Annotated in this window: 11 protein-coding genes; 4 read left to right on the top strand and 7 right to left on the bottom strand. The window is 66.7% G+C overall.

Annotated features, from left to right (window positions below):
- Positions 1-14 precede the first annotated feature (14 nt).
- Both SOM39_RS15100 and SOM39_RS15095 read left to right on the top strand, forming a co-directional pair.
- Positions 15-602: a hypothetical protein gene (locus SOM39_RS15100; RefSeq protein ID WP_306989518.1), complete on the top strand. Its 588-nt coding sequence runs from the start codon at positions 15-17 to the stop codon at positions 600-602.
- 57 nt (positions 603-659) lie between these two features.
- A complete protein-coding gene (locus SOM39_RS15095; protein ID WP_176472707.1) occupies positions 660-1,694 on the top strand; it encodes a LacI family DNA-binding transcriptional regulator in 1,035 nt (344 codons plus the stop codon).
- Positions 1,695-1,699: 5 nt separating this feature from the next.
- Here SOM39_RS15095 and SOM39_RS15090 read toward each other — a convergent pair whose 3' ends face one another.
- The 7 genes from SOM39_RS15090 to SOM39_RS15060 all read right to left on the bottom strand — a co-directional run bounded on the left by SOM39_RS15090 (position 1,700) and on the right by SOM39_RS15060 (position 12,054).
- Positions 1,700-2,752, bottom strand: coding sequence for a DUF5694 domain-containing protein (locus tag SOM39_RS15090; protein ID WP_320458800.1), 1,053 nt, complete (start codon positions 2,750-2,752; stop codon positions 1,700-1,702).
- Between the two features lie 92 nt (positions 2,753-2,844).
- The gene (locus SOM39_RS15085) at positions 2,845-4,575 is read right to left on the bottom strand and encodes an ATP-binding protein (protein ID WP_320458799.1); all 1,731 of its coding nucleotides are present in this window, start codon (positions 4,573-4,575) and stop codon (positions 2,845-2,847) included.
- A complete protein-coding gene (locus SOM39_RS15080) occupies positions 4,565-6,064 on the bottom strand; it encodes an ATPase domain-containing protein (RefSeq protein WP_320458798.1) in 1,500 nt (499 codons plus the stop codon). The genes SOM39_RS15085 and SOM39_RS15080 overlap by 11 nt, the downstream gene beginning before the upstream one ends.
- A 129-nt stretch (positions 6,065-6,193) precedes the next feature.
- Positions 6,194-6,574 (bottom strand): SseB family protein, encoded by a 381-nt coding sequence (locus SOM39_RS15075; protein WP_320458797.1) that lies wholly within the window; start codon positions 6,572-6,574, stop codon positions 6,194-6,196.
- Between the two features lie 73 nt (positions 6,575-6,647).
- Complete coding sequence (locus SOM39_RS15070; RefSeq protein WP_320458796.1) at positions 6,648-8,369, bottom strand: alpha-amylase family glycosyl hydrolase; 1,722 nt, start codon at positions 8,367-8,369, stop codon at positions 6,648-6,650.
- Entirely contained in the window at positions 8,369-9,856 is a 1,488-nt protein-coding gene (locus tag SOM39_RS15065; protein ID WP_249833886.1) for an MFS transporter, read from the bottom strand. Before SOM39_RS15065 ends, SOM39_RS15070 begins: the two co-directional genes overlap by 1 nt.
- A complete protein-coding gene (locus tag SOM39_RS15060) occupies positions 9,853-12,054 on the bottom strand; it encodes a Six-hairpin glycosidase-like protein (RefSeq protein ID WP_320458795.1) in 2,202 nt (733 codons plus the stop codon). Before SOM39_RS15060 ends, SOM39_RS15065 begins: the two co-directional genes overlap by 4 nt.
- A 256-nt stretch (positions 12,055-12,310) precedes the next feature.
- On the opposite strand from SOM39_RS15060, the gene SOM39_RS15055 reads away from it, so the two are divergent.
- Positions 12,311-14,377 (top strand): glycoside hydrolase family 97 protein, encoded by a 2,067-nt coding sequence (locus SOM39_RS15055; RefSeq protein WP_320458794.1) that lies wholly within the window; start codon positions 12,311-12,313, stop codon positions 14,375-14,377.
- A 253-nt stretch (positions 14,378-14,630) separates the two neighbouring features.
- Positions 14,631-17,381: a TonB-dependent receptor gene (locus SOM39_RS15050; protein ID WP_320458793.1), complete on the top strand. Its 2,751-nt coding sequence runs from the start codon at positions 14,631-14,633 to the stop codon at positions 17,379-17,381.
- Positions 17,382-17,546: the final 165 nt, after the last annotated feature.

The following is a 17,546-nucleotide window of genomic DNA, read 5'->3' as shown; positions in this document are numbered from 1 at the left end:
GTCCGTGAGCACCGATGAACCAGTTACCACGAACCCCACCCCGCGCCAACAGGCAGGAAATCTACGTCAGCACCGATGTGGAGGCCGATGGCCCCATTCCCGGCCCGCATTCCATGCTGAGCTTCGGGTCGGCGGCGTATCTGGCCGACAAGACCCTGCTCACGACCTTTTCGGCCAATCTGAACACGCTCCCGGAGGCGCAGGGCCATCCCGATACCATGGCGTGGTGGGCGACCCAACCAGTGGCGTGGGCGGCCTGCCGGAGCGATTGCGAGGCGCCGGAGGCGGCGATGCACCGCTACGTCGCGTGGCTGAAGGCGTTGCCAGGCAAGCCGGTGTTCGTGGCGTATCCGGCGGGGTACGACTTCCTGTTCGTGTACTGGTACCTGATGCGGTTCGCCGGGGAGAGCCCGTTTTCGCATTCAGCGCTGGATATCAAGACCTTTTCCATGGCGATGCTGAAGAAGGACTACCGCAGCGTCACCAAACGGAGCATGCCCAAGCGCTGGTTCGACCGGCTGCCGCATACCCACGTGGCGCTGGATGATGCGATTGAACAGGGTGCGCTGTTCTGCAACATGCTGGCCGAAAACCGGGGGTAAAACCACGGTCCCACGTCCCGTGGCATCATGGCTTCCGTCGTCCCAGCCCTGCCCTTCATGACCATCCGCGGCAAAGCCACTTCCCTGGATATCGCCCACCTGGCCGGGGTTTCCCAGCCCACGGTGTCGCGGGCGCTGCGTGGCAGCCCGATGGTGAACCAGGAAACCCGCGAGCGGATCCTTAAGATCGCCCGGGAGCTGAACTACAAGGTGGACAAGAACGCCTCCAGCCTGCGCCTTCGCAATGCCGGCACGCTGGCGCTGCTGTTCTTCGAGGATCCCACCAACGACGATTCCCTGATCAACCCGTTCTTCCACGCCATGCTGGGCTCGATCACCCGCGCCTGCGCGCTGCGCGGCTACGACCTGCTGGTGTCGTTCCAGCAGCTGTCCACCGACTGGCAGGCCGATTACGAAGACAGCAACAAGGCCGATGGCATCATCCTGCTCGGCTATGGTGACTACCACGAGTCACGCGAGCGGTTGCAGCGGCTGGTGGAACAAGGCACCCATTTCGTGCGCTGGGGCGCGGCCCTGCCGGACCAACCCGGGGTGTCGATCGGCTGCGACAACTTCCAGGGCGGCTTCGACATCACCACCCACCTGCTCGACCAGGGCTGCCGGCGCATCGCCTTTGTTGGCCATGCGTCGAGCCACTACCCCGAGTTCGAGGAACGCTACCGCGGCTATGTGGCCGCGATGACCGAACGCGGCGTGCCGGTGGACCCGGCATTGCAGTTCGATGCGATTACGACCGAGCTTTCCGGCTACGACGCCTGCCAGGCGCTGCTGGGCGATGGACAGGCCATCGATGCGGTGTTCGCGGCCAGCGACCTGATCGCCATCGGCGCGATGCGGGCATTGCGCGAGCATGGCCTGCGTATTCCGCAGGATGTGGCGCTGGCCGGGTTCGACGATATTCCGCTGGCAGCGTCGGTATCACCCACCCTGTCCACCGTGCAGCAGGACACCAAGCAGGCCGGCCAGCTGCTGGTGGAACGCCTGCTCGCGCTGATCCAGGGCGAGCCGGTGGAAAGCCAGACCATTCCGGTGAAGCTGGTACTGCGGGAATCGTCGCTGGCCGGGCGCTGAGCCTGTTACCGGAGCGCCTGCTCCGCATCCACGATGTCCACTCCCTGCATCTGGCCCAGCCACTGGTCGAACCACGGCTTGTGCGAGGCACCGACCACCGACAGCACGCGCACGCCCGGGCGTTCGCGGAACGTCTGCTGGATGTTGGCCACCATGCGCAGGTTGCGGATCTCCCAGCCGCTGACCCATATCTGCGGGTAATGCTCGGCTGATGTTGCACGCAGCGTGGCGCCGACGTTGACATCGGTCAGTACATTCAGCCGTTCTGGCGCATTGATGAAGCGGTACAGCGGCAGCAGGTCGCGCGCTTTCGCCAGCCTGTCCTCGATGGCGGTGTTCTTGTCCAGCTCTGCCTTGCCAGCGTTCCACGCCTGTTCCAGCGAGGTGCCGAACGCCTTGGGATCCTTGACCTGGATGTTGTCGCCGGTGTGGTCGTCGATGGCGTACACGCGCGGCAGGCCCAGTCGCGCGGCCAGCTGCGCGGCGATCAGGTAGCTCTCGTTCTGGCGGCTGGCGATGGTGTTCAGCAGGGCAACCAGCGTGGCATCCAATCCATCGCCAGCGCGGCGCTCCGCCGGTGGCAGCTGCAGCCATTGGGTGTAGGCCGAGGCCCGCTCGTTGGCGGCCAGCATCCATGCGGCCAACTGGCGGCGCTGGGCTGGCGTGGGTGCCTTCGGCCACGTGTCGAGGGCGGCGTTGATCTTCTCAACCGCGGCCGGGATCTGCAGGCCGGTGGCCGTGCGCGCCACGTCGGTGCTGGCGCAGTAGTCCGGTCCGTAGACGCTGGCATGGCGCTCGGCAAGATCGCACTGCTCACCGCTGATGGCTTCCACGGTGATGATGTCCGGCTTGTAGGCGGCCAACTTGTCCAGCAGGGGACCGAGCGCACCGGGCTGGATGCCGCCTTCCACCTCGCTCAGGTGCACACTGCCCAGCACGAGCACCTGGGTGCGCGGGCCGGTCATTTCCCGGTCGAGCGTCGCCAGATCGACCGGCGCGGCGGCCAGCGATGGAAAGGCGGAAACCAACAGCGTTGCGATCCATAACCTGCGTTGCATGCCACCCCCCTCAATCCATCGATGCAGACAGTGTGGGTCACCGTGGACCCTGCCGACGCGTGACGGTGGTCAGGGTGCCGTTGGTCAGGGTCTCAGGCGCTGGCGTCGCTGATGGCATCGGCCAGCGCGCTGCGCACCGCGTCGCTGAAGGCCTCCAGCAGGAACGGTTTGGCGATCATGCTCATGCCGGGCTCGAGGAAGGCCGAGCGCTCCTGTGCCTTTTCCGCATAGCCGGTCATGAACAGCACCGGCAGATCGCTCCGCGACTGGCGGGCGATCTCGGCCAGCTGGCGGCCGTTCATCCCTGGGAGGCCCACGTCGGTGACCAGCAGGTCCAGCCACCGCGTTGACGCCAGCACCGGCAGCGCGCCGTCGGCATCGCTCACCACCTCCACCATGTAACCCAGGTCTTCCAGCACCACCGTCACCAGCATCCGTACCTGCGGATCGTCTTCGACCACCAGGATCGACTGGCCGGCACCCAGTGCCACCGGCGCCGCGTCCGCGGCCGGCTCCGGCTCGGCGTCGGCCTCCACCTGCGGAATGAACAACGAGATCGTGGTGCCCTGCCCTGGCGTTGAATCGATAGCGATATGGCCGCCGGACTGCTGCATGAAGCCATACACCATGGACATGCCCAAGCCGGTGCCCTTGCCGATCGGCTTGGTGGTGAAGAACGGCTCGAAGGCGCGCTCCACCACTTCCGGCGGCATGCCTGTGCCGGTATCGGAAACCGCCACTACAGCGTAATCGCCGGCGGGCACGCTGGCGCGCTCGCCATCGGCCAGCCGCAGCGGGAAGGTCCGCAGCGCCAGCTCACCGCCGTTGGGCATCGCATCGCGTGCATTGATGGCCAGGTTCAACAGCGCGCTTTCGAACTGGTTGGTGTCCAGCGCTGCATGCAGCGGTGCCGGCGCCTCTTCGGTACGGATACGAACACCTTCGCCCAGCGTGCTGCGCAGCAGGTGCTGCATCGCGCCGACCAGTGCGTTGAGTTCGACCGGCCGCGCGTCCAGCGACTGCCGGCGCGAGAATGCCAGCAGACGCTGGGTCAAGGCGGCGGCGCGCTGGCTGGAGGTGGTGGCCGCATCCAGGAAGCGCTCCAGATCATCCGTGCGCCCCAGCTCCAGCCGCATCCGCACGATATCCAGCGCCGACAGGATGCCGGTCAGCATGTTGTTGAAGTCATGCGCGATGCCGCCGGTCAGCTGGCCGATGGCCTCCATCTTCTGCGACTGCCGCAGTGCCGCTTCGCTGGCTTCGCGCGCGGCCATCTGTGCCTCGAGCTCACGGGTACGCTCGGCGACCACCGTTTCCAGCTCCAGTGCATGCTGGCGACTGGCTTCCAGTGCCGCTTTCGCGCTGCGCTCCAGCGCGCTGCGGCTGTCGGCCAACGCACGCATCTGGTCGCGCACCAGGAACTGCTTCTCGCGCGCACGCAGCGCGCCCTGCACGGCGCTGAGCAGCGACATGCCGCCCAGCGGCCGATCCAGTTCCACCACGTTGACCGTGCGCGGCAGCAGGCTGTCAAACGGCGAACGGCGGTGCGCACGCGGGGAGCGCAGCAGGATGACGGGCAGGTCCGACCAGGCAGGCTGGGCGGAGAGGCGTTGCAGCAGGCAATCGGTACCACGAGCGATGGCTTCTTCGGTGATCAGCACCACGCCGGCCTGATCGTCGAGCGCAGCGGCCAGATCGTCCAGGGTATCGGCCGGCCGGGTGGCCAGCCCTGCGCCATCCAGTACCGACGCAATGCTGGCCGCATCGCGGCCGAACGGGGCGACGATATGGACAACGCCGCCGCGCCCGGGGTCATCCTGCATAAGGATGGGCCAGCAGTGATGCCGAATCGCCCACGAACTCCGGCGTGCCGGTGAGGATGCCCTTGAACTCGTTCAGCGGCGCGCTGAGTGCCAGGCCCTTGCCGTTGATCTTGAGCTCGCGGATGGTGTCTTCGTGCGCGCCGCCTCGGTTCTTGATCACCGAGATCGCCTTGCGGATGCGCCCCTGTGCTTCGAAGAAGCGGAACAGGATCACCGCATCGGCGATGTAGGACACGTTGAGGTTGCCGGTGGACATCGTACCCACCAGGCCGTGCTGCGGGTTGATCAGGAACGTGGCCACGCCCTTCTGGTTGAGGTAGGACAGCATTTCATGCAGCTGCAGCATCAGCTGCTTTTCCTGCGGCATTGCGGCCACGTAGCCGTTGAGGCTGTCGATCACCAGCACGCTGCAGCCGCGCTGCTCCACGGCCTTGCGCACGTTCCAGGAAAACTCACCGGGTGAGATCTCGGCCGGGTCGATCTGCACGATCTCCAGCAAGCCCGAGGCCAGGTGCGACCCCAGGTCGATATCCAGCGCCTTGGCGCGGGCCAGCAACGTGCCCACCCGCTCGTCGAATTCGAAGATGCAGCACCTCTCGCCGCGCTCGCAGGCGGCCCACACATACTGCAGTGCCACGTTGGTCTTGCCGCTGCCGGCCGGACCGGTCAACAAGGTGCTGGTGCCCCGCAACGGGCCGCCGCCGAGCAGGTTGTCGATTTCCGCCACACCGCTGCCGAGGGTCTCCCCGCCGAAGTCGTCATGGTGGTGCGAAGCAATCAGCCGCGGAAACACTTCCAGCCCGCCGGTGCGGATGGCAATGTCATGGTAGCCGGCGACGAAATCCACGCCGCGCAGCTTCTGCACCTGCATCCGGCGCCTCGCTGCGCCGAAGTCCAGGGTCAGCCGTTCCAGCGAAATCACGCCGTGGCAGAGGCTGTGCAGCTGGCCGTCGCGGTCATCGGCGCCCGAGGTCAGGTCGTCCACCAGCAGCACGGTGGCGCTCTTTGGCGCGAAGAACTGCTTCAGGGCCAGGATCTGGCGGCGGTAGCGCAGCGAGTCCTGGGCCAGCAGGCGCAGCTCGGACAGCGAATCGAACACCACCCGGTTGGGCCGGATGCGATCCACTTCGCCGAGGACCAGCTTGACCGTTTCATCCAGCTCGACTTCCCACGAATGCAGCACCGACTGCAGCCGGCCATTGCCCAGCGCATCTTCGGCCGAGCCGAGCTCGAACAGGTGCAGGCCCTCCAGCGACCAGCCATGCGCACTGGCCACCTCGCGCAGTTCCTCCGCCGTTTCCGAGAGGGTCACGTACAGGCAGCGTTCGCCCTGTTTCAGGCCCTGCAGCAGAAACTGCAGGGACAGCGTGGTCTTGCCCGAGCCGGGCGGGCCTTCCAACAGGTAGAGGCGCCCCTGCGGCAAGCCGCCACTGAGGATGGTATCCAGGCCCTGTACACCGGTGGTGACGCGCGACGACTCTGTCTGCATGTAAGACCCCTGTTTTGACGGCGGAGTCTAGCAACCAGCACTGTGTAGAGATTGTGTGATCGAGGTCTCTACATTAAGTCCACTTCAGCAATGTGCAAACCGCGTGGAGCGGGCACGGCAGGCCCTCGCTCAGGCGAAATCCTTCAGGATCGCGCCGATGCCTGCCGGGGAAAGTTCCAGGCCCAGCGAGGTGCCCGGATTGACTACCACGCCATAGCCACCGGGTACGCGCTTGAGCACCTCCAGCATCTGCATGCGGATCGTGTGCGGCGCCTGCTGGCTGTGGAAGCCGACCCGCTCCATGTGGGTGAACACCGCCACGTGCAGGGTGCCCTGCTTGTCGAACAGCAGCGGGTCGAAGCCGCTGCCGTCGGGGGTGACCAGGCTGCCGGTGAGCAGCACCACGTCCGAGGCGACAAAGGCCTTCATGAAGGCACCGATCGGAGTCTTCCCGTCCATGGCGGATTGCAGAAGGGCTTCGATCGGGGTCAGTGGGGTGAGGTCGGTCATGGGGCGATTCTACCCGGTCGGCAGCCGCCGACCGTTGGTCGGTGGTCAGGGCGTACCCACCAACGGTGGGTACCTACCGGGACAGGCGCGTGGTCCTCGCCTGCTGGTCCGCCACCGCCTTCGCCAGCTCGGCCTGCAGTTCCTTCTGGTTCACCGCCGCTTCCAGCAGGTACACCTTCACCCCGTGCGCGGGGACGTCGGCCTTCAGGCTGCGCTTGACCGCCTGGCTGCCGCCGCCCAGCGCATCACGCCAGGTGCCCGGCTGCAGGTAACGGCTGACCTCGAAGGTGCTGGCGGTGTCGCCCTTGTTGAGCAGCACCAGCGCGGTCTGCGCGGCATCGCCGTGCTGCAGTACGCGGTAGAACACCGCCTGGTCGCCCTGCAGGCGTTCGTTGACCTGCAGCCCGCGCTGCAGGGCCGGGGTGGCCTCGCGCAGCTTGGCGATCCGCTGCAGGGGCCCGAAGATCGGGCTCTGCGGGGCCGCATCCACCCGCGGCTGGCCGAAGTACGCACGGTTGCCGGCGTGTTCGGCGCGGCTGCGCATGAAGCCGGTTTCCGAGCCGTAATACAGCACCGGAATGCCGCGCGCGGTGAACAGCCAGTTGTGCGCGTCAATGAAGCCGTCGTCGGTGGCATCCAGCCGCGCCATGTCGTGGTTGTCGTAGAAGCTCATCAGCTCGTACGGGTTGGCGTATGGCCCACCCACCAGGTGCAGCGGCTCGGCCAGCGCTTCGAAGCCCTTCTGCTCCTTGCCGAACACGCTGGACATCGCGCCACGCAGCGGGAAGTCCAGCACGCTCACGTTGGCGTTGGTCGGCCAGGTGTGCTCGGCGATCTTGCTTGCGTCGTAGTCGAACGCCTCCCCGAACATGAACATGTCCGGATGCTTGGCGCGGATCCGGTTGACGAACTCATGCCACCACGGGTGCGGCAGCCAGCCGATGGTGTCAATGCGCAGCGCATCCACGCCCTGTGCGGTCCACTGCAGGTAGGCGCCCACCAGGTACTCCATCACTGCCGGGTTGTCCTGGTTGAAGTCGCCCAGCTCGGCCAGGTTGCCGTCGAAGATCGAGCCCTTGTCCGCGTCGACCGGGCCGATGTTGTTGTAGAACGCGTGCAGCGGGTTGTGATTGGGGTCCAGCTGCTGCGGCGGCAGGTTCTGGTGGTCGGCGATCAGCTTGCCGTCCTTGTCGAAGATCTGTCCGAACTGCGGCTGCTTCACCGGCATGGTCCAGGCCGGCGAACCGTGATTGCCGACGATGTCCAGCACAACCTTCAGCTTGGCGTCGTGCAGGCCACGGGTGAGCCCGGCGAAATCCAGGTCCGCGCTGGGCAGGTGCTCGTCAAGCTTGTAGAAATTGATGCCCCAGTAGCCGTGGTAGCCGGTCTTGCCGCGGTCGGTCAGGGTGCTGGTGCAGCTGATCGGCTTGCTGCCGGTGAAGGCCTCATCCGGGTTGTCGATGATCGGGGTGATCCACACCGCACCGAAACCGAGGTTGCGGATGTAGTCGGCATTGTCGAGCACGCCCTTGAAGTCGCCGCCGAGATAGCCGATGTTGCCGTCGACCTTGTCCGGGCACGGCACCGGGATGTCGAAGGTGCGGTGCTTGCCACCCTGGTCGCGGTGGTCGTTGGACGGGTCACCGTTGACGAAGCGGTCGGTGACCACGAAGTACACCGCATCGCTGGCGAACGGCTCCAACGTGCCCACGTACTCGGGGCGCGGGGCGGCAACGGCATGGCCGGCCAGCAGCGCGAACGAAAGGCCCAGCCACAAACGCGAACGAGACAGCATCAGACAACCTCCTGGTGGGACGGCACCCGCAGCACGCACAACCCGGCGATCAACAGGCTGACGCCACCCAGCGCCAGCACGTGCATCGGGTTGCCGCCCAGCCACAGGCGCAGCATGAAGCCCAGCGCGCTGGCCGCGACCAGCTGCGGGATGACGATGAAGAAATTGAACAGGCCCATGTACACGCCCATCTTGGCCGCCGGCACGCTGTCAGACAGCAGTGCATACGGCAGCGACAGGATCGAGGCCCAGGCGAAACCGACCCCGACCATCGACAGCAGCAGCCACTTCGGGTCGCCGATCAGCATCAGCGAGATCAAGCCGAGGCCGCCCAACCACAGGTTGACCAGGTGGCTCAGGCGCAGGCCCATCAGCCGCACCATCAGCGGAATCAACAACGCGGCGAGTGCGGCAAAGCCGTTGTACGCGCCGAACAGCACGCCCACCCAGTTGGCTCCCTCGTTATAGGCGGCCGACGACGGATCGGTGGAGCCGAAGTGGGTACCGGCCACCGCGGCAGTGGTATAGATCCACATCGCGAAGAGCGCAAACCACGAGAAGAACTGCACCCACGCCAGGCGGCGCATGGTGCGCGGCATGCTGCGCAGGTCATCGACGATGGTGGCCAGCATGTGCGGGCCCGGCAGCAGCCGCGCCACGCCAAGCAGCAGGCCGTAGGCAATGCACAGCCCGGCCAGCACGTAGAGCATCTTGTCGCCGTTGCGCCAGGCGATCGCCGCAGCCAGCGCCAGGCCGAGCGCGATCCAGCCACCGATCTGCAGCATCGGCGGCGGCCCGGCGACAGGCGCGGACTGGTGCACGGCCGGCGGCTCGGCATCATCGAAGCTGGCCAGCTCGGTCGGGGAGTATTCGCGGGTGCTGAACACCGTCCAGGCGATCGAGGCCAGCAGCACCACCGCGCCGAAGTAGAACGCGTAGCGCACGGTCGGCGGCACTTCGCCGGCGGCAGCGGTATTGGCCACGCCGAAGTGCGCCAGGATGAACGGCAGGAAGCTGGCCACGATGGCGCCCACGCCGATGAAGAAGCTCTGCATTGCGTAGCCGGTCGGGCGCTGGCGCGGGGCCAGCTTGTCGCCGACGAACGCGCGGAACGGCTCCATCGAGACGTTGATCGAGGCATCCAGCACCCACAGCGTGCCCGCCGCGATCCACAGCGTGGGCGAGTTCGGCATCACCAGCAGGGCCAGCGTGGTGAACACCGCGCCGATCATGAAGTACGGGCGGCGGCGACCCCAGCGGGTCCAGGTGCGGTCGGACAGGTAGCCGATGATCGGCTGCACCAGCAGACCGGTCAGCGGTGCGGCGATCCACAGCCCGGGCACGGCGTCCATCGGCGCGCCCAGCGTTTCGAAGATGCGGCTGGCGTTGGCGTTCTGCAGGGCAAACCCGAACTGGATGCCGAGGAAGCCGAAGCACATGTTCCAGATCTGCCAGAACGACAGGGTCGGCTTGGCCGTGCGGCTCATCGGGTGGCCTCCGCGTTGCCGGCCACCGGTGCGATCAGCAGCGCTTGCACGTTGGCCGCGTTGAGCACGCCGTCGCGGCCGCCCTTGCCACCGTTGTACTGGGCGAAGTGTTCCAGTGCGCTCATGTTGAAGCCAGGTTCCAGGGTGAAACGGCAGCTGCCTTTGGGCAGGTCGAATTCGGCGGCGGTGGAATCCTGCGGGCCGATGCTGTGCGGCATCACGATCGTGGCGCGCTGGACCGGTTGCCCCTTACAGTGCACGGCCAGCTGCTTCACGGCAGCGGTGACGCCGGTGTTGATTGGGCCATTGGCGTTTTCGTAGTGGAGGCGGATCCGGACGCGGGTGGGCTTTGCGGCGGTCCAGGCCCACTGGGTTGCGCCGGGCAGGCGTTGCTGCGGGCCGATGCAGGTCATCGGGCTGTGCAGCGATTCGAGGGCGCCTTCGCGACGGGTGAGGCTGAGGCAGTGCTGGTGGCCGTCGTTGGTGACGGTGTGGGTGGCGGAGCTGCCCACTGCGATGCCGTCCTGCCAGAGCTGGTGGTTGGCGGGGATGGCGATCGTCCAGGTGTTGCCGCGCTTCTGCGCTGCCGGTGCGGCGGGGGTGGCGGGGGCGAAGGCGTTGGGGTTAGCCGGGTCTGCGCGGAAAGCGGACACGCGTGGCGTGTCCGTACGCGGTTCGAGCTGGACGGTTACGGTGTTGCCCTTGCGCTCGATCTTCTTTGCTACGAGCAGGTCGCCGTCGAGGGTGCGTGGGCGCTTGAGGATGTAGCGGGTGCTGCCGGTGTCGAGCTCGATGCTGTCGCGCTTGCCGAACAGCTGCGGCACCAGCGCCACCGGCAGCTTGGGCGCGACGGTGCCGTTGGCCTCCACCCCGAACACGCCTTCAAGCACCATCGAGAGGTAGCCGGCCACCGACCACAGCTGGCGCGGTGAGTTGACCACCGGGCCGCTCAACGGACCCTCGTCGACGTGCACGGCGAGCGTGCGCATCTCGTAGTTTTCCATGTTCGAACCCGCCAGCGCGCTGCCGCGCATCAGCGATTCGATCTCGCGCTGGACGCGGGTGGCATCATCCACCTTGCGTGCCGCACGCAGCGAGTAGGCGCTGACGAACGGCCACACCGCCCGGTTGTGATAGATCGGCTGCTGCGCTTCCTGCGGCCACACCACCGGGCTGCCGCCGTCCACATACGGGTAGTTGGCCAGCGAACGGCGGGCACGCTCGGCCGGGAACACCTCCGCCAGCACGCCCAGCGAGATGCCCAGCAGGTCGTACTTGGCGAAGGGCACCGGGTGTGCGGCTTCGCCGATGTAGCTCATGTACATGCCGGCGTCTTCGCGCCAGAAGCGCGCGTCGATCTGCGTGGCCAGCGCGTCGGCCCAGGCCGCGTACTCGCTGGCGCGGGCGTCGCCGAGTTCACGGGCGTACTTCTCGGCCAGGCGCAGCGCCTGGTAGTGCAGCACGTTGGTGGACAGCGCGAAGGAGTCGCCAATGAAGCGCACGTCGTTGCGGGTCCAGTCCGGGTAGGTCTGCTCGCGCCAGTCCAGGAACGAGGTCTCGCCGCGGTACAGCCCCGTGCGCGCATCGAACACCATCGCGCGGTCCTGCGCCAGGGTGGCCTGCAGGGCCTGCCAGGTCTCGGTCATGAAGCTGGAATTGTCGTGCAGGTCGCGTGCGGCCAGGAACCACACCACGCGGTCGCTGCTGATCGGCCAGCTGCCGCCGGACCCGGTGTCCTGGGCCACGAACAGGCCGGGCGTGACGCCGTCGCGTGCCTTGGACAGCTTGAACTGCAGGGACTGGCGGGTGCGGATCGGCTCCAGCCGGGCCAGCGCCAGGTCGGCGGCGAAACTCACATCGCGCGTCCACACGTACGGCCAGCGCTCGCCGGTCTGGAAGCACTCGCAGTCCACCGGGTTGCCGAAATTGAAGGCCGGGTCGCGGATTGCATCCACGCGGTCGGCGGCCATGTCCTGCTGGGCCAGCGCGAACAGCGCATCGAACATCACGCTGTCGGTGCGGCTGCGCATCGGCTGGGCGGCAATCGCCACCGGTTTGCCATCGGCCAGCAGCTGGAAGCTGCCGTCGGCAGCGGCGGTGGCGCGCGCGGTGCGGCCATCGAATGTCAGGTCCGCCGCCGCAGCGGTGGATACCAGCGCCGCCCCGAGGGCAGCGGTCAAGCAGATCGTTTTCAGCATCGAAAAGCGGCGGACCGGCTTGCGCCCGTCGGCCTTCCTCCCTTCTTGCACGCGGTATGGTTCGCCAGCGCCGGGGCGCTGTCGTCGCGGCCCCCTCCCAGGGTGCCTGCCTGCATGGTAGGCGACGACCGTCGCCCGTCGCACTGCGCAGTCGATATCGGTGCCCGCTTGCATACGTATTCATGGCGTGGCGCGGTGAGGCCGCGGCACGCGTGGCTATAGTCCGGAGCAGATATGCGCTGCCCTGGGAGGGGAAATGCCACTGGAGTTGCCGTTGTTGCGCGCTGTTGCCGCGCCCCGCCCGCTGGCCTGGCTGGCACTGTCGTTGCTGGTCTGCACCACCGCCGCACACGCTGAACCGGTCACGGTGGCCAGCGCCAGCTCACCGGGCGACATTCTGAAGGTGTCGCTGCAGCTGGATGGCGGCAACCCCAGCTACCGGGTCGAGCGCCTGGGCCAGACCGTGGTGGCCGACTCCAAGCTGGGCTTCCAGCTGCGCGACGGCCGCCTGGACCGCGACCTGCTCGTGCTCGGGCAGGACACGCGCAGCGTCGATGACACCTGGGAACAGCCCTGGGGCGAGCGCCGCAGCGTGCGCAACCACTACAACGAAGTCACCGTGCACCTGGGCGAGCGCAACGGTGCCAAGCGCCGGCTGGACGTGGTGTTCCGCGTCTACGACGACGGCCTGGGCTTCCGCTACCACTTCCCGCAGCAGACGGGCCTGCGCGAGGCGATCATCGATGACGAGCTGACCGAATTCGCGATCCCCCCGCGATCCACCGCCTGGTGGATTCCTGCTGGCGAGCCCATCCATTACGAGTACCTGTACCAGCGCACGCCGTTGGACCAGGTGCCGCTGGCCCATACCCCGCTCACCCTGCGCAGCCAGGACGGCCTGCACGTGGCGATCCACGAGGCGGCGCTGGTCGACTACGCCGGCATGTGGCTGCGGCGTACCGAGGGCCAGCGCCTGCGCGCGCAGCTGTCGCCGTCGGCCGAAGGCTGGAAGGTGCGCCGCACCCTGCCCTTCGATACGCCCTGGCGCACGCTGCAGATCAGCGACACCGCCGGCGGGCTGGTGGAATCCAACCTGATCCTCAACCTCAACGAACCCAACGCACTGGGCGATGTGAGCTGGGTGAAACCGTCCAAATACCTGGGCGTGTGGTGGTCGATGCACCTGGACCAGGAAAGCTGGGCCACCGGCCCGAAGCATGCGGCGACCACGGCGAAGACGAAGAAAGTGATCGACTTCGCCGCCGAACACGGCTTCCGGGGCGTGCTGGTGGAAGGCTGGAACCCGGGCTGGGATGGCAACTGGGTCGGCAACGGCTACGACTTCGATTTCACCCGCGCCACCCCGGACTTCGACATCGAGGCGCTGTCGGTCTACGGCGCGAAGAAAGGCGTGCACCTGATCGGCCACCACGAAACCGGCTGCGCGATCGAGCACTACGAAGACCAGCTGGGCGCGGCCCTGGACCTGTATGCGCGGCTGGGCGTGGATTCGTTCAAGAGCGGCTATGTCTGCGACGACGGCCAGGTAGACCGGCGCAATCCGGCCGGCGGCCCGCTGTGGCGCGAGTGGCACGACGGCCAGTTCATGGCCCGCCATCACCTGAAGGTGGTGCAGGAAGCAGCCAAGCGCCATATCGCGGTGAATCCGCACGAGCCGATCAAGGACACCGGGCTGCGCCGCACCTATCCGAACTGGATCTCGCGCGAAGGCGCACGCGGCATGGAGTACAACGCCTGGGGCCAGCCGCCGAACCCGCCCGAGCACGAGGTCAACCTGGTGTTCACCCGGCTGCTGTCCGGGCCGATGGATTACACCCCGGGCATCCTCAGCCTGAAGGGCCGCCACGGCCAGCCCATTCCCAGCACGCTGGCCCGCCAGCTGGCGCTGTACGTGGTGATCTACAGCCCGATCCAGATGGCCGCCGACCTGCCCGAGCATTATGAACAGCACCGCGAGGCGTTCCGCTTCATCGAGGATGTGGCCGTGGACTGGGACGACACCCGCGTGCTGGATGGTGAGGTGGGCGACTACGTGACCATCGCGCGCAAGGATCGCCACAGCCGCGACTGGTTCCTGGGCAGCATCACCGATGAGCATGGCCGTTCGCTGCCGGTACCGCTGTCGTTCCTGGAGCCAGGCGTGCGCTACCGCGCCGAGATCTACCGCGATGGGGAGGGTGCGGATTACCAGTCCAATCCGTTCGCGTTCACGCGCGAAACGCGCGAGGTCACCAGCGCTGACACCCTGACTATCGTGCTGGCGCCCGGTGGCGGCCAAGCCATCCGGTTCACCCCGTTGTGAAGCCGTAACGACCAGCGGTCGTTACCTACCGCGGGCGTCAATGCCCCGGTAGGGCACGACCGTTGGTCGTGGCGCCGCTGAAACCGGTTCCATAATCCCGCATTTTCATTGAATACGTATGCAGGGTGATTCACGCCGAAGGCGCGCTGCCTACCATAGCCACGCAGTCAACGGCCACCGCGCCATGACACCTGCGGCAACGCATCGCCGTTGATCACAACATGAGTTTGGCAACATTGCCTGGGAGGGGAAAATGTTGAATCGCAAGCGCAGCGCGCTGAGTATCGCGCTGGCCGTCGCCCTGACGCCGTCATTGGCGTTGGCGCAGTCCACCACCACCGCACCGCCGGCGGGTAACGCCGCCACCGACCTGGATACCGTCCAGGTCACCGGCATCCGCCGCGGCATCGAAAACGCCATTGCGATCAAGCAGGACGCCACCTCGGTGGTCGAGGTGATCTCGGCCGAAGACATCGGCAAGCTGCCGGATGTGAGCATCGCCGAATCGCTGGCCCGCCTGCCCGGCCTGGCCGCCCAGCGCGTAGCCGGCCGTGCGCAGGTGATCAGCGTGCGCGGCCTGTCGCCCGACTTCGCCACCACCCTGCTCAACGGGCGTGAAGTGGTCAGCACCGGCGACAACCGCAGCGTGGAATTCGACCAGTACCCGTCCGAACTGGTCAACGGCGTGACCGTGTACAAGACCCCGGACGCGGCGCTGGTCGGCCAGGGCCTGTCGGGCACCATCGACATGCAGACCGTGCGCCCGCTGGCGTTCGGCGAGCGCGTGATCGCGCTCAGCGGCCGCTATTCGAAGAACTCGCTGGGCAAGGCCGCCAACGTGGATGCCTTCGGCAACCGCTTCAGCGCCAGCTACATCGACCAGTTCGCCGATAACACCTGGGGCATCGCGCTGGGCTACGCGCACAGCGACAACCCGATCCAGGAAAACCAGGTGGGCCTGTACGAGCCGTGGACCACCGAGCAGACCGACCAGGGCAACCGCCCCGGCGTGGCACCGGGCACCGCGTTCTCCGACGGCATCAAGGCGCTGCGCCGTACCGGCAACGCCAAGCGTGACGGCTACATGGCCACCGTGCAGTTCCGCCCGTCGAACGTGTGGACCAGCACGCTGGACATGTTCCACACCAAGGCCGAGCAGATCGACACCGCCAACCAGTTCGAGGTCAACCTCAGCAACTACAACGGCGGCTACACCCCGGGCCTGTTGATCACCAATCCGCAGGTGAACGGCAACGGCACCTTCACCGGCGGCACCGCCAGCGGCGTGTACCCGCTGGTGCGCGGCATGTACAACAAGCGCGAAGACAAGATCGACGCGTTCGGCTGGAACAACGAGCTGACCTTCGACAGCTTCAAGCTTACCGCCGATGTGAACTACTCCAAGGCCACCCGCGATGAGCTGAACCTGGAGAACAACCTGCAGCTCACCCCGATGCCGCAGCTGGACACCATCGGGCTGACCATCAACCCGGATGGCTTCTCGCAGATCCGCCCGGGCCTGGACTACTCCAACCCTGAAGCGCTGTACCTGACCAACACCATCTACGGCTCCGGCTACGGCAAGTTGCCGCAGGTGGAAGACCGCCTGAAGGGCGCGCGCCTGCAGGGCACGTTCAACATGCCCGAAGCGCTGTCGTGGTTCCAGGACGTGGACGTGGGCGTCAACTACGCCGACCGCCGCAAGGAAAAAACCCAGGCCGAAGGCAACATCCTGCTCGGCGCGCAGGGCGACGCCAACGTCGCCGGCGACCTGCAGTACGCCCCGGTCAACCTGGGCTTTGCCGGCATCGGCTACATCCCGGCGTGGAACGTGCCGGCCGCGGTCGACCGCTACATGACGTTCAACCCGGTCACCAACCTGGATTACCTGATTCCCAAGTCGTGGGTGGTGCAGGAAAAGACCACCACTGCCTGGGTGCGCGCCAACATCAACACCGACATCGGTGACGTGGGCGTGCGCGGCAACATCGGTGTGCAGATGATCACCACCGACCAGAGCTCGCAGTCGAACTATTTCGACCGCTCGCGCCCGGCCGGCCAGGAAGTGCTGCCGATCGATGAAGGCAAGAAGTACACCGACTGGCTGCCGAGCTTGAACCTGGCCTTCCTGTTCCCGCACCAGCAGACCCTGCGCTTCGCGGTGGCCAAGCAGGTCGCGCGCCCGCGCGTGGACCAGATGCGCGCCGGCCTGGAGTTCGGCGTGGATACGGCCACCGGCAAGCCGGGCGGCAGTGGCGGCAACCCGCTGCTGGATCCGTGGCGCGCCAACGCGATCGACCTGTCGTACGAGAAGTACTTCGGTGAGAAGGCGTATGTGGCGGCAGCGATCTTCTACAAGGACCTGAAGAGCTACGTGTACACGCAGTCGGTGGACGACTACGACTTCAGCGACCTGCTGGCCAGCTACGTCATCCCGCCGGGGATGACCGCCCCGCTGCAGACCACGGGCACCTTCTCCGCACCGCAGAACGGCGAAGGCGGCACCCTGCGCGGCCTGGAGCTGACCGCGTCGTTCCCGCTGGAAATGCTGGCCGAACCGCTGCGTGGCTTCGGCGTGCAGGCCAGCGCGACCTTCAATGACAGCGACATCAAGATCCTGGACCCGGAAAGCGCGTCCAGCGTGGGCACCGATCCGATCAGTCTGCCGGGCCTGTCCGAGCGCGTGTACAACTTCACCGCCTATTACGAGCGCAATGGCTTCGAAGCGCGCGTGAGCCAGCGCCGTCGTTCGGACTTCATCGGTGAAATCGGCAACTTCAACGGCAACCGCACGCTGCGCTACGTGGTGGGCGAGAACGTGACCGACGCGCAGATCAGCTACACCTTCGCCGACGACAGCGCGCTGCACGGCCTGACCTTGCTGCTGCAGGGAAGCAACCTGACCAACGAGCCGTACCGCACGTATGCCGGCACCAAGGATCGCCCGCTGGAGTACATCGAGTGGGGCCGTACCTACATGCTGGGTGTGAACTACAAGTTCTGATCCAGGCGTAGTAGCACGAACGAAGAACCCGCTGCGCGAGCAGCGGGTTTTTTCTTGCCGCAAGCCGAGCCCCGTCGCGGCCGGCAGGCTCCTGGCAAAGTAAAGGAGGAGGCCGTCGCCGCAGGGCGACCGCCGGGGGACATTTGCACAGGGGCCTGCCGGCCG

Origin of the sequence: Stenotrophomonas sp. CFBP8994 (genome assembly GCF_034044835.1) — a bacterium.
In the GTDB taxonomy this organism is placed as follows: domain Bacteria; phylum Pseudomonadota; class Gammaproteobacteria; order Xanthomonadales; family Xanthomonadaceae; genus Stenotrophomonas; species Stenotrophomonas rhizophila_A.
Note: the sequence above shows the minus strand (reverse complement) of the source record. Positions and strands in the feature narration are given on the sequence as shown.